The organism is Glaciecola petra, from assembly GCF_031846345.1.
GTDB classification, from domain to species: domain Bacteria; phylum Pseudomonadota; class Gammaproteobacteria; order Enterobacterales; family Alteromonadaceae; genus Glaciecola; species Glaciecola petra.
Genome location: NZ_JAVRHX010000002.1, coordinates 571,353 through 584,744 on the forward strand (window position 1 = coordinate 571,353; position 13,392 = coordinate 584,744).

Here is a 13,392-nt window from a genome sequence, read left to right on the forward strand (position 1 = left end):
GTTCGACTATAGACTAAAATGATATGAATGGACAAATTAGTAACTCTTATCCCATCGACTTTATTTATCATAAAAACCCTGAACATGGCGTTTTTTATAGCGGTAGAACGGGATTGTTTTGACTACTATTGTGCCATTGCCAAGTGCTAGCAATGTAACAAGCGCTATGGCGTTGTTTGTGTCAAAAGCAAGATTAGCGTTAGCCAATAAGATTATCCTAGTAGATATTTCTTGCATGATTGCCTTTCGGTAATAGAGCAAGCAATCATAATTTTTTGCGCGTGCTTATGTTTATCATTAATGTTTTCGAGCAGTAACTTTGTCGCTTCTTTACCAATGCTGTATGGCTCTTGCTTGACGACCGTAATCGGCACCTTGAAAAATTCTGCCATGGGGATATCGTCAAAACCAATGATCGAAACATCTTCCGGTATCGATATACTCTCTTCGTTTAAATGTCTTAATAGCTCAGTAGTGATAGCTAAATGCTGAGTGAAAAAAGCAGTAGGCGAAGAATTCGAGGCCAAAACGCTTCTTGGCGCATGCTCAAAGCCCGTTTCTCTTTGCCAATATTGTATGAGATCTTTATCTAATGGAATATTATGTTTTTCGAGGGCTGACACATACCCAAGGTAGCGTTCGTTTCTTGATTTTACGTTTTTAAAGGCTTGGGTAACAAAGCATATTCTTTTATGCCCCAATTTAATTAAATACTCAGTCGCTTCAAAAGCAGCTTTACGATAATCAGACAAAATCAGGTTTTTTTCACTGCCATCATGTTCTAACTGAACATGAACAATGGGCATGCCTTTATCAATATAATCACGGATAAGTGTATTATTTTCGCCTGAAGAAGCGATAATAATGCCATCCACCCTCATTTGATACAGCGCTTCTAAAGACTTTGCTTCAGTTTCGGGGTCAAAATCGGTGTTGTAAATTAATGCGTTATAGCCAAAGGCCTTGCAGTAATCATCTACTCCACGAATAGTATAACTTGTATCAAAGCCTGTTATGTCTCTAACGATAACGCCTATGGTCTTAGTCTTATCTGATTTTAAGTTTCTTGCGATAGGGTTTGGTACATAATCTAAGTCTTTAATTGCCAGTCTAATGCGCTCTTGAGTCTGTTTTGACATATAGTCAAAACGGCCATTAATGTATTGTGAGGCGGTACTTTTAGATACCGATGCGCGCTGGGCAACATCCACTAATTTTACTTTTGCCATCGTTAGATATGTGTAGATAGTGTCAGTTTTGTAATATTGACATACTGCAAGATTATGCTAATTTAATCAACTAAACCGGTTTAGTATTTTAGTAATAAATATCAAAAAACACTGATAGAGTACTCATCTTTTGAAAATTAAAGAAATCAAAGTCTTCGTTTGCAGCCCCGGCAGAAACTTTGTCACAGTAAAAGTGATAACCGACAGCGACATATATGGTTTAGGTGATGCAACTCTCAATGGCCGCGAGATAGCAGTTGCCACTTACCTTGAAGAACATCTTATTCCTTGCTTGATTGGCCGTAATGCGCATGATATTGAAGATATTTGGCAATATCTTTATCGCGGTGTTTATTGGCGCAAGGGTGCTGTGAACATGGCTGCTATTGCTGCCATTGATATGGCATTGTGGGACATAAAAGGTAAAGCGGCAAACATGCCTGTTTACCAATTATTAGGGGGCAAAAGTAGAAGAGCGGTAGGTTTATACGCCCATGCCAATGGTGACACTATTGAAAATACCTTAGATAAAACTGAAGAGCTTATTGACCAGGGCTTTAAGGCTATTCGCTTGCAGTGCGCTGTGCCAGGTTTAAATGTGACGTACGGCGTTTTAGGGGATAAGGCCGATTATTTTGAGCTTCAAGGTAACCGACCACTCCCACCAGAAGAAGAATGGTCTACCCAAAAGTACTTTAATATGGTCGTTGATCTTTTTGCACAGGCGAGAGCGCGGTTTGGTAACAATATTCATTTATTGCACGATGTGCATAGCCGTTTAATGCCAATTGAGTCAGCTCGATTAGGCAAACTGCTAGAGCCCTACAACTTATTATTTTTAGAAGATGCATCTATTGCTGAAAACCAAGATAGTTATAAAGTCATACGTCAGCACACTACTACGCCGCTTGCTATTGGTGAGACATATAACACTATTTGGGACTGTAAAGAACTTATTCAAAATCAACTCATCGATTATATTAGAGTTGCTGCTACCCATGCCGGAGGTATTACGGCCTTGCGTCGTATAGCTGATTTCGCCAGTATCCACAATGTTAAGACCGCTCCGCATGGCGCGCCTGATTTATCGCCTGTTTGCTTTGCGGCGCATATGCATTTAAATATTTGGGCACCAAATTTTGGTATTCAAGAATTTGTGGGTTTTGGTAATGAGCATTCTGCGCGCATTTTTCAACATACCCTTACACTTGAAAATGGCATGGTGTTTTTATCAGATGCACCTGGCTTAGGTATCGAATTTGATGAAGAAGCTGCCAAGGAATATCCTTATAAACGCTCTTATTTGCCAGTGAGCCGTTTGGAAGACGGCACTGTTTGGCATTGGTAGGCAGGCATGACTAATTTTAGATTTGAAGGTTCAGGAAAAATCGCATGAGTAAGAATATACGGGTATTAGTACAAGGCACTGGGTTTGCTGGTCAAGGTCATACAGCAGCGTTTAGAGATATGGGTGCTGAAGTGGTGGGTATTGTGGGCCGTACCGAAAGCGTCGTTCAACAAGTCGCAAAAGAACTCGATATTCCCTATGCAGGGACTGACTGGAAGCAAGCGCTCATTGACTGTAAGCCAGACGTGGTATCAATAGGCACACCCGGGGGCGTTCATGAAGAGCCCATTCGTCAAGCGATTGAATTTGGGTGTCATGTATTTAGCGACAAACCCCTTACTCATAGTGGCGAGACCTCTAAAAAGCTATATGAACTCGCAATTGAGAAAAATGTGAAAACTGCCTTTGCGTCTAGTTTTAGGTATATGCCTGAAGTCCAACACGCCAAACGGCTAGTGGCCGCTAATACGATTGGTGAACCTCTCGAAGTAGAATATATTTCGCACTTTAACCTAGAACGAAATATACCTTTTGGTTGGTCGCACAGAAAAGAAGATGGTGGTGGGCGTTTAAATAATAATTTCACCCATAAATTATCAATCGTTACTTCAATCTTAGGTGAAAAAATCTTATCGATTATGGGTGATGTGAGGGATGATTTAGGACGAGCCCCCATTGTTGAGGGTGTTCATAACTTCAAAACACGACGTGATTTTATCCCTGAAGACATCGATGAACCTTCATTAAAATGGGGTGAGTCAAACGTGGAATGGTCGTATACCGTTCTAGCAAAAATAGAAAGCCCATTAACGCCAAAACCGGTATCTGTTATGTTTAAACATGGTGGCTTGCATCCACGATTTAATGAAGACCATATTGTGATTTACGGTAGCAAGGGGGCCATCTATGTTAAAGGGCACTATGCCAGTGGCCCGCTATACCTGTATAACGAGAATAACGAATGGGTTGAACAAGCTTTACCTAAGGATATTGCCGAAAGCATTCCAAATGTTGAAGGCGATACAGAAAGAAACTGGCGTAATCTAATCAAGGTTTTCCTCAGTGATATTAAGGGTGAAGAAGTAGCTCCTTACCAAAGCTTCAAAGAAGGCGCTCAGTATCAACAATTAATTGATATTATTAGAGAAAATGACAGCTGGGTTGACGTTAGTCATCTACAGTAAAAGGTAACGCCATGTTGTATGAATATTTAGTCATTGCTGGCTATTTCTTGCTAATTATAGGAATAGGGTTTGCCTTTAAGAATATGGCAAAAAACTCCACTAGTGACTACTTTCGTGGCGGTGGTCGCATGTTATGGTGGATGGTGGGGTCGACGGCATTCATGGCGCAATTCTCAGCATGGACGTTTACTGGAGCAGCCGGCAAAGCCTTTACTGATGGTTTTGCCATTACCCTTGTCTTTTTTGCGAATACATTCGCTTATTTTTGTGGTTGGTTATATTTTTCAGCCCGCTTTCGACAAATGCGGGTTGATACGCCAACCGAAGGTATTAAACGCCGTTTTGGTAAACAGAATGAAACCTTTTTTTCTTGGGCGTTAATTGTATTTAGCTTCATCAATGCAGGCGTATGGCTTAATGCCTTAGGGGTATTCGCTAGTGCGGTATTTGAAGCTGACATCACTTTAACAATAATAGTAATTGGGCTAACGGTAGTATTTGTATCAGTACTGTCGGGTGCGTGGGGAGTGGTGGCATCAGACTTTGTACAAACATTGGTAGTGGCCGTTATTTCCATAGCCTGTGCAGTCGTTGCTTTGGTCATGGTAGGCGGGCCTGTTAACTTGGTCAGTAACTTCCCTTCGGATTTTATTGTTGGTCCAGATATGAATTATGGCCTGATATTAGTCGGGACATTTGTTTTCTTTTTAGCAAAGCAAATGATCACGATAATGAATATGCATGACGCCTTCCGATTTTTAAATGCAAAAGACTCTATCAACGCCCGAAAAGCGGCTTTTTTGGCGATGATACTAATGGGCTTTGGTAGTATTATTTGGTTCATTCCGCCTTGGGCTGCGGCCATTTTATATCCGGATGCTGCGGCCGCGTATCCTGAACTTGGTAACAAGGCGGCCGACGCCGTATATTTGGTATTTACTCGAAACGCTATGCCGGTGGGCACAGTAGGCTTGTTGCTAGCAGGATTGTTCGCTGCAACCATGTCTTCTATGGATTCAGCTCTCAATAAAAATGCAGGGATATTTGTTCGAAGTATTTATCAACCTTTATTACTAAAAAAGAACAAAAGCGTAGACGATAAGCACTTACTTAAAGTGAGTCGTGTTATTAGTTTTGTGAGTGGGATGTTCGTTATATTAGTTGCTTTGTTTTTCAAATCATTAAAAGAGTTGAGTTTATTCGAGCTAATGATGAATATGTCGGTGATGATCCAAGTCCCGCTGCTCATCCCTTTAATTTTAGGCTTATTCATTAGAAAAACACCACAGTGGGCCCCTTGGGTCACGGTAGCCATTGGGCTTGTGGTATCGTGGTGCACAGCAAATGTATTAACCCCCGACGTATTAGCAGGCTGGTTCGGTATGGAACAAGTATTTACTCGCCGTGAATCGATAGATTTAACGTTGATGATAACAATCGCTTCGCACTTGTTGATTACAGCCGGCTTTTTTTGTTTAACAAGCTATTTTTACAGAGAAGACCGAGACGACAACATAAAAGAGACCAAAGACTTCTTTAATGATTTGATTACCCCCGTTGTCGCTGACTTTGAACAAGACGAGTACGACAGGCAGCAACGTCATAAGTTAGGGTCTATGGTCATTTTCATGGGAGCTGGTATTTTTATGATGACGCTTATTCCCAACCCAATGTGGGGGAGAATAGTGTTTGTTTGTTGTGCGTTGGCGATACTAACAATGGGCATTTTGCTGAAAAAAAGCGCAAAACTTAAGTAAAGTTTTTATAACTAGAAATTTGAATGTAATACTTTATTGCGTCTAATTTGATGATCGGGTGGGTGATATGTTGTTAAGAAAAAGCGGACAATTTTTAATAATAGGCTTTGTGCTGTTGAGTATAGCATGCAGTAATACGCCTGATTCGAATAAAGTAGAGTTAAGTCATGGGATAGACGAATCAGCAGGTGGCCTTGACTCTTATATAGTGAGTATATCCAATGCTACTTTTTATCTTGAAAAAGAAGGCGGTGGCTTATCTAGTATGCTCGATGCTGATGGTGTTGACTGGCTTGGCTTCAATGACACAGTTGGGTCGGGATGGAAAGGTGAGTATCGAGGCTTTCCTAATGCTGTGCACAAACAAGACGGTAATTACTTTCACGCCATGAATGCTGGCACCGATAAGTCAACATCTGTTGTGACCATTGAAACTGATCAGCATGTGCAAATAATGGTGACCTCAGGTAATGGAAAGTGGCAAAGTCAGTATGATTTTTATCCGGATCGCTTGGACTTTACCATGACGCAAGTGAGTGACGGTTATCATTATTGGGTACAGTATGAGGGAGTACCGGGTGGGGGCATGGATGATACTGATTTTTGGTATGCATCTATTGATGATAAAGCTCACCCTATAAATGAATCCTTTTTAGGCGACTTACCGGCGCCAGAGTGGTTTGCATTTGGAGATGCAAACGCAACACGTATGATTTACATTTTGCATCACGAAAATGACCAACACCCAGACAATTACGTGAGCAGGCCGTACATGACAGTTTTGGGTTTTGGTCGTAGTGAGAAAAACAAATTTCTCAATACCCCCCAGACATTTTCTTTGGGCTTTGCAGAATCTACCGATTATGGGGATATTGAAAAAAAAGTTATGGGCCTAATCAATTAGGTTTCGGACATATCTTCGGCTGCGTAGCCTACTCTAAATCCACCCCAATGCGCTCCATTTACATAAATTGGCACAGATAAATCGTGCATAATTTCACCGGTATCACGTTTATAAGTTTGCAATAAAAATGGCGTAGTGTTTTTACCGCATCTTATTCCAGTAGGGTCATCAAAAATTCTTTTCGTTCTACTCTTAGCCAGGTCGATATCATAATCGCCTGTAACCGGGTGACTAAAGCATTTGTTATGAGTGGGAAAGTACCCATTTGTATCAACCGCTCCAGCGTAAATAATAAAACTATTCTGATTTAAAACCGGTTCTTGAATAGTTGGGAAATTAGCATCAGAAAAGGTATCGTATTGAGTATGATACTTAGGCGGGTTGGTGTTGTTAATTTCGACATAATTTTTATCAAAAACCGCACTTTGGCTTAATGTTCCTGATTCAATAGCTTCTTGTAAACAATCTCCAATCTCTCTGGCAGCTTGCTGAGCTAGTGCAAGCACTTGTTGGTGTTGACTGTTAGTTGGCTGAGACCCCATGCTTGTGAATATTGTTTCACTGTGTTCACTTACTTTAAATGCTTTAACCGCAACATCTTTAAGCTGTTGAGTATGTCCATCAATCTCATGATATAAATTATCAGCGATTGATGAAATCCCTGTATTATCTTCTTTAATCATATCTATTTTATGGTTCAGTTTAGCCATATTCTCTTTAGCTAAATTCACAGACTCAATAGACTCGTTTAAGCGCAAGCTAGTATTGTTAACTAGCCCACTCATGATACTGCCAGCTTCAGAGACTTTTTCAATTGCGTTTACAGAAGCTGCACTTTTTATTGTTATTTGATTTAATACGTCTTCAATACCTTGAGTTGCATCTGTTGTTCGCTTTGCTAAATTTCTAACTTCGTCAGCCACAACGGCAAAACCACGTCCTTGTTCACCTGCTCTGGCGGCTTCAATAGCGGCGTTTAAGGCTAACATGTTAGTTTGTTCAGCTAGTTGGTTAATGGTTTCAACAATAGTGCCGATCGCGCTAGCATTTTTCTTAAGATCTTCTAACTGCTCTTTCGTATTTGATATTGTCATGTCTAACTGAGTTTGTTGCTCAGTCGCATTATTTAACTCAGTTATTGACTGATCAGCTAAACTTTGTGAATTCGTAATTCCAGATAAAACATTGTCGCTTAAAAAGAGTACATCTGTATTAGCGGTTTCTAAATTCTTTACTCGTTGCGCAATTTGTTTTGTTGCGTCGGACTGCTGTTCAAAAAACAATGCCAGTTTATCGATAAAGAATGAGACACTAGCGCTGCCAATTGCAATTCGACTAGACGCCTCCTCTATATTTCTTATCATTGAAAGACTATCAGCTTCTGCATTAGAGTCAGTATGTTTGATTTTTTTGTGTTGTAGCGCAACATTTGCCAAAGCCAGTTGAGCAAAAATTAGGATTGAACCCCAAGCAAAAAGCCCCCAAATTGACCATTGGGAGTCCTGCGCCAATAACAATAAGCTACTAGGTATTAACCATAGAGAAGCCACAAGTATGAGTTTTTTCATGCGATACCTGTTAGTTTTTTCTTTTATTCTTAAAGTAATCGGCAGTTTTTTCATTAAATAAAACAATTTTTACTGCTTATGTGCTTGACTAGCACAATACCTATCAATGAGCTTGTCCTTGTTGCAATGACAGGGTTAATACACTAGTCTCAATCTTCAAGAAAATAATAATCATCTTATTGTTGTATTAACCTTGTTGGATTTTTTGTGGAAACAGAATTTAATCGACGAAAAAACGATGAAGAATCGTTGGGCTCCAGCGGTGTAAACGTCACGCTTTTTGGGCATTTTGATGTAACAGATGAGGTTCAAAATACGGTTCATATTGCCGATAAAAAGGCTAAGGCTATTTTTGCCCTTTTGTGCCTTTCTCCGCAACATACTCTCGATAGAAAAACCTTAACGGAATTGCTTTGGCCAGGCCGCTATGCCGCTCAAGCAAAATCAAGCTTACGCCAATGCATTTTAAAACTGAGTAAAACTTTCGAAACTTTTTGCCCCGATTTGTTGTGCGTTTCCAGAGACGAAATTAGTATAAATAATACCTTGATTGAAAGCGATTTAAAGGCGCTTCTAGATCAGATATCAAAGGGTGACTCGGATAATGCTTTAGCTTTAGCTAAACAAAATAAAAACCTCAATTTTATTGAAAACATTAGCATTAACCAACAATTCGATGCTTATGTGGCGAAAACTATAGAGCAAGTCGAAGCGAACATTGAAACAACAGTTAATCAGCTTAAAACTAATGCTAAAGATGAGCATACCTTAGCTAAAGCGCATATCTTGCAGAAGCTTTGGCATGCCCGTATTGCTGGGCGCAGCAAAATACCAATCGCTGTATTGCCATTTAGCCTCATGCCTGACAATGCCGAGCAAGCCTACATTGGTCAAGGCATGACCGACGAAATTATTTATCTATTGAGCCAAATTCCACAGCTACAAATGATAGGACGTCGCTCGTCATTTCTAATCGCAAATTCAGGAAAATCGGTCCAAGAAATTGCCAGCACTTTAAACGTGACTTATCTGATAGATGGCACAGTTAGGATAAACAAAGATGCGATTAAGATAGATGTTCAGTTAATTGATGGTAAAACCGGTTTTCAAAAATGGTCAGGGCAGTATCAAGGTGATGTTCATAAGCTCTTTTCTTTACAAGAAAATGTTGCTGTCAATTTAGCCAACGAATTAGAGGATGCGCTCGGGCTAAGCCTCATAATTCCAAAAATTAATCAAATGACGATAAGCCAAAAAGCTTACGATTTATATTTGCAAGGTCGAGCTTTAACCAAACGAATATTCGGCGAAGGTGTTTTAGAGTCGGCAATTAGCCTATTTGAACAAGCCCTAGAACTAGATGCTAATTTTTCAGAATGTTGGGCCGCGCTTGCTGAAGCAAATGCCTATGTGATGGTGTTTACGCCTTGTTTAGACAAAGCGCCATACATGTCTCGACTAGCCAACTGTGCTGAAAAAGCTTTAAGTATTGATTCTAAATGCGGACTGGCCTTAACCATGAAAGGAGTTTGTTTATGGGACCAAAACAATCCATGTGAAGCGATTAAACTTGCCTACCAAGCCTATGAGGTTGCGCCTAATGATGCGGCTGTTGTATCTAGGCTAGGTTCGTTTTTGTTGTATATTGGGCTTACTGAAAAAGCCTTTCCGTTTGTCGCAAAAGCGGTCGCTTTAGAGCCACTCGATGGCAGGCATCTAATTCACCTTGTTCCTGCCTTGCTCAATCTTGGCAAAGTTGATGAAGCGATTGACGTTGGTCAAAAAGCTACATTGGTTGGCATGCCATCAATTACCTTAGCTTATGCCACTACAGTAAAAGGCGATCATGATTTAGCGGTTAAGCAATATTCGCAAACTCGACTAATGATGAACGCCATCATGAATGTACCTTCTGGCGAAAGGCCCATGACCGAAGAAGAACTAGACAATTATTGGCATGTTACTGCTAACGGGGTCTGCAGCGGTCGCGAAGATGCTCGCCAAACCTATTGCCAACTGCTTGATCACATGTATGCAACCATTCCAGATAGGTATGATTTATCTATTGTGATGCCAGCTGTGTGGATGGGCTATGCTGAAATGGTATTTAAAACCTTAGAAGAAGATATTAACCCTGCTAACTTCGCGGCCTTACCTTACCTTTGGGGCCATCATGCACCCGCCAGCAAAATTAGAGAACATCCTGATTTTGAACAATTTTGCGATAAAATAGGCCTGATAAAAGCATGGGAAACTTTTGGTTGGCCGGAAGTATATCAACAGAAACAGTCTGATTTTGCATAAAAACTGATTTATTCTCGCTTTTGCGAAATAACGTTAACTCCTGTCAACCGATAACTTCGTTGGATGGGCCTTCAAAAGTAGGGTAAACAGTCCAGCGACAAATATCAGTGCGGCGCTAGCGCCGAACATGGCTTGATAGCCGCCGAAATCCTCAAGGAATGGTAAAATGGCCGAAGCTATGGTAAAGCCAATCGTGGAGACGGCCATGAACACTGCAAAACTGGTTGCGGCCACTTCCTGCGCTGTCACTCGCATGGCCAACACAAGATTAGCTAAATAAAATAAGTAATAGGGTATGTTTTTGAAGGCATACCAAAGGATAAATAGTTGGTCATCATTCCATAGCGTGGTGTCAATAAGATACCAACCCATAGCCGGAGCGGCGACAAGCCCAGACCAAAAAGAGATACGTTTTGCGCCAAAGCGATCCACCGCCCAACCGCCAAACATAATGCAAAAAATGCCGGCAACAACATTGGAGATGGCCGCAAAATTGGCAAACTCGGATTGCGTCCATCCCAATTGACGAATAGCAAACAGCGAATTGCTGGTGTCGCTAAGGCTTTGATGGATACCATAGGTGAGAAGCACTGCGACCACGACAAGGCTTTGCGGCTTGAGCAAATTACGCAAGGTTGTGGCTAAGATGGTCACCCAATTTTCAGCCTCGATGACAAGATCAGGGGACCGTCGTCCTCGCGTCCATGGCAAGAGCTTTTCGCCCTGGCGCTCACGGATTGACGCTCCAATGCCGGCAGGAATAATAAAGAAGGCCGCCATGCCGATCATCGCAGTGGCCAAGCCATAATGCTCAAGAAGATAGCTGGTGAGCGCCATTCCTATGGCAATCCCAAACACTTTGCCCCCGAACATGAAGCCGTTCATTCGGCCCATTTCTTCATCCGGGGTAAGATCAACCACCAGCGCGTCGAGCGCGACATCTTGCACTGCTGTAAGAATTGAAAGCGATAGAATGATTGCGATGATCATCGTAGTTTGACTGGGCAAAGGATCGAGGACCGCAACTAAGATCAACATTGCAAAAATCCCGGTTTGCGAACCCACCAACCACGGTCGGCGGCGTCCCATGGGGAGCCATGAAAAACGGTCCATGAATAATCCAGCAAGAAATTTGAAGCTCCACGGAAGGCTGGCGGCGGCAACCGCCATCGCGACCACTTCGGTCGATTGTTCGTTAGCGATTAGCCAAGCAGGCAAGGCAAAAAAGAAGATCCCCTGTGGAAAACCTTGTGCAAGATAGAGCAGGGTTCCAAGCAATAAACGTAGCTTGGGATGATCCGCAAAAGCCGGTAGGCTAGAACGCTCGAGCCAATGGGCGGCTACTTTCTTCATTCTATGATGTCCTTAATCAAAGACAAAATGTAAAGAGATGAAAGCAATAAGGGAGAAACTAAAAAGACGACTTTTAACTGAGACCTTGACTGAATTACACATAGTATTCATCTGTGGTGATTTGATTAACTTAAGTTACAGTAAGCTAAAAATAAAATGTAAACCATGCACCGATCGTTAATTTATCGTTAATATTGAGTGTGAAAGGCTTATTACACCTGTATTTCTTTAAAGACAGCGTGGATATCTATCATACAAACAAAAATCTTGATGTTGCGCTTTTCACAATGCTCGCACTTTGGCATGTTTATTCTATTTTTTCGAACCACACGTTTCTAACTCTAGCGTTGCTGGCATGCATACCAAGAATGTTCCCAGACTCATCTCGACTAAATGTTAAATCTCGCATTGGATAAAAATTCACTTGATAATTATTACCCTGAAGAAACGTTATTTGATGTTCGCCATGACGAATATGAGTAAGTACTAACTTATTTTCTCGATTATATATACGATAGTAAGTGTCTAGTTCTGATGAAAAATAATGCCCTTGGAGTAAAGATAACTCCTCAACACTTTGAGCAATTGGCATCTCTGTAGAAGACTCTTTCTGTTGATTTTCTAATTCTTCTGGGTCTAGCTTCAGCAATATGTCTTTGATGCTATCTGCCAAAGACACAACCATACTTTGATTAAAGTTTGTAAGCACGGCAATTTGAATATCATGTTCAGGTAAAATATCTAAACGACTCCTAAATCCTCCTATTGCACCTCCATGTTGAATTAGTTTATGACCGCGGTAATCCTCTGAAAATACACCCAAGCCATGAGCGATATTTTCTCCAGAATTCAGTACTCCATTTTGACTCATTTGCTTAAACAGGCTTTCGTCATTCAAATTACCTAACGTGAAATTTTGAGCCCACTTAAGTAGGTCCGTCGTAGTTGTGTATATATTGCCTGAACCATAGTATGCCCAGTAAGGTGCAACGCGTTGAACTTTGCCGTCATCAATAATATAAGAAGAAGCTGCATTTAACAGTACTTCGTCGATATCATCAGACACAAATGTGTTTTGCATATTAAAAACTTGAAAAACGTTTTCCTGCATCCAAGTTCGGAAAGCAGTCTCAGTTACCCTTTCGATTATCATTGCAGCGAAAATAAACCCCGTGTTTGAATACATATATTCTGAACCGGGTTCAAAATTTAGCGCATTGCCCTGAGTGATAACACGCATTAAATCATCATGCGTTCGTCGATCGTCTGCACGCCAACCAGCCATACCAAGTATTGCATGCAAACTTCTTAGGCCATTGGTATGCTGAATAAGGTGTTTTATAGTAATATTCGCATCATAATCTGGGACTTCAGGTAGGTATAATCGTATATCATCATCTAAAGATAATTTGCCTTGTTGTTCTAATAAGAGAATTGCATAGGCGGTAAACTGTTTTGAAACAGAAGCGATATTGAACCTAGTTTGCAGAGTATTTGGCACATTATATTCTATGCTCGCTAAGCCAAACGCTTTGTTGTAAATAAGCTTACCCTCTTTGTATATCCCAACGGCCCCTCCTGGGTGGCTTGGGGTATCCCATTCCACAAATAATGCATCTATATCATTTGTAATATCTGAAAAGTCAGAAACTGGCTCAGAAGACGGCTTGTCTTGAACGCAACCTGCGTTTAGTAATAATAAAACACATAAGATGACTGAATAAAATTGATGCATTTTTACAACT

The 13,392-nt window shown here is 40.9% G+C and carries 9 protein-coding genes; 5 read left to right on the forward strand and 4 right to left on the reverse strand.

What is annotated here, in order from left to right:
* Positions 1–212 precede the first annotated feature (212 nt).
* Complete coding sequence (locus tag RM552_RS10335) at positions 213–1,229, reverse strand: LacI family DNA-binding transcriptional regulator (protein WP_311368753.1); 1,017 nt, start codon at positions 1,227–1,229, stop codon at positions 213–215.
* A 130-nt stretch (positions 1,230–1,359) separates the two neighbouring features.
* Between RM552_RS10335 and manD the strand changes: the two genes are divergently transcribed.
* The 4 genes from manD to RM552_RS10355 all read left to right on the forward strand — a co-directional run bounded on the left by manD (position 1,360) and on the right by RM552_RS10355 (position 6,422).
* Positions 1,360–2,577 carry a D-mannonate dehydratase ManD gene (gene manD / locus RM552_RS10340; RefSeq protein WP_311368754.1) on the forward strand — a complete coding sequence of 406 codons (1,218 nt, stop codon included), beginning with the start codon at positions 1,360–1,362 and terminating at the stop codon, positions 2,575–2,577.
* Positions 2,578–2,621: 44 nt separating this feature from the next.
* Positions 2,622–3,761 (forward strand): Gfo/Idh/MocA family protein, encoded by a 1,140-nt coding sequence (locus tag RM552_RS10345; protein WP_311368755.1) that lies wholly within the window; start codon positions 2,622–2,624, stop codon positions 3,759–3,761.
* A gap of 11 nt (positions 3,762–3,772) precedes the next feature.
* Positions 3,773–5,518, forward strand: a complete 1,746-nt coding sequence (locus tag RM552_RS10350) for a sodium:solute symporter family transporter (protein ID WP_311368756.1) — start codon at positions 3,773–3,775, stop codon at positions 5,516–5,518.
* A gap of 67 nt (positions 5,519–5,585) precedes the next feature.
* Positions 5,586–6,422, forward strand: coding sequence for a hypothetical protein (locus RM552_RS10355; RefSeq protein WP_311368757.1), 837 nt, complete (start codon positions 5,586–5,588; stop codon positions 6,420–6,422).
* On the opposite strand, the gene RM552_RS10360 is transcribed toward RM552_RS10355, so the two are convergent.
* Positions 6,419–7,990, reverse strand: coding sequence for a methyl-accepting chemotaxis protein (locus tag RM552_RS10360; protein WP_311368758.1), 1,572 nt, complete (start codon positions 7,988–7,990; stop codon positions 6,419–6,421). The two genes, RM552_RS10355 and RM552_RS10360, sit on opposite strands and share 4 nt — an antisense overlap.
* A gap of 207 nt (positions 7,991–8,197) precedes the next feature.
* Between RM552_RS10360 and RM552_RS10365 the strand changes: the two genes are divergently transcribed.
* Positions 8,198–10,294: a hypothetical protein gene (locus tag RM552_RS10365; protein ID WP_311368759.1), complete on the forward strand. Its 2,097-nt coding sequence runs from the start codon at positions 8,198–8,200 to the stop codon at positions 10,292–10,294.
* Positions 10,295–10,327: 33 nt separating this feature from the next.
* Here the strand turns inward: RM552_RS10365 and RM552_RS10370 are convergent, their stop codons facing one another.
* Both RM552_RS10370 and RM552_RS10375 read right to left on the reverse strand, forming a co-directional pair.
* Positions 10,328–11,647 (reverse strand): MFS transporter, encoded by a 1,320-nt coding sequence (locus tag RM552_RS10370; protein WP_311368760.1) that lies wholly within the window; start codon positions 11,645–11,647, stop codon positions 10,328–10,330.
* A gap of 307 nt (positions 11,648–11,954) precedes the next feature.
* Complete coding sequence (locus RM552_RS10375; protein ID WP_311368761.1) at positions 11,955–13,382, reverse strand: serine hydrolase domain-containing protein; 1,428 nt, start codon at positions 13,380–13,382, stop codon at positions 11,955–11,957.
* Positions 13,383–13,392: the final 10 nt, after the last annotated feature.

Coding starts and splice junctions, on each gene's coding strand:
- RM552_RS10335 (WP_311368753.1), bottom strand. CDS start 1,229: ATGGCAAAAGTAAAATTAGTGGATGTTGCCCAGCGCGCATCGGTATCT.
- RM552_RS10345 (WP_311368755.1), top strand. CDS start 2,622: ATGAGTAAGAATATACGGGTATTAGTACAAGGCACTGGGTTTGCTGGT.
- RM552_RS10350 (WP_311368756.1), top strand. CDS start 3,773: ATGTTGTATGAATATTTAGTCATTGCTGGCTATTTCTTGCTAATTATA.
- RM552_RS10355 (WP_311368757.1), top strand. CDS start 5,586: ATGTTGTTAAGAAAAAGCGGACAATTTTTAATAATAGGCTTTGTGCTG.
- RM552_RS10360 (WP_311368758.1), bottom strand. CDS start 7,990: ATGAAAAAACTCATACTTGTGGCTTCTCTATGGTTAATACCTAGTAGC.
- RM552_RS10370 (WP_311368760.1), bottom strand. CDS start 11,647: ATGAAGAAAGTAGCCGCCCATTGGCTCGAGCGTTCTAGCCTACCGGCT.
- RM552_RS10375 (WP_311368761.1), bottom strand. CDS start 13,382: ATGCATCAATTTTATTCAGTCATCTTATGTGTTTTATTATTACTAAAC.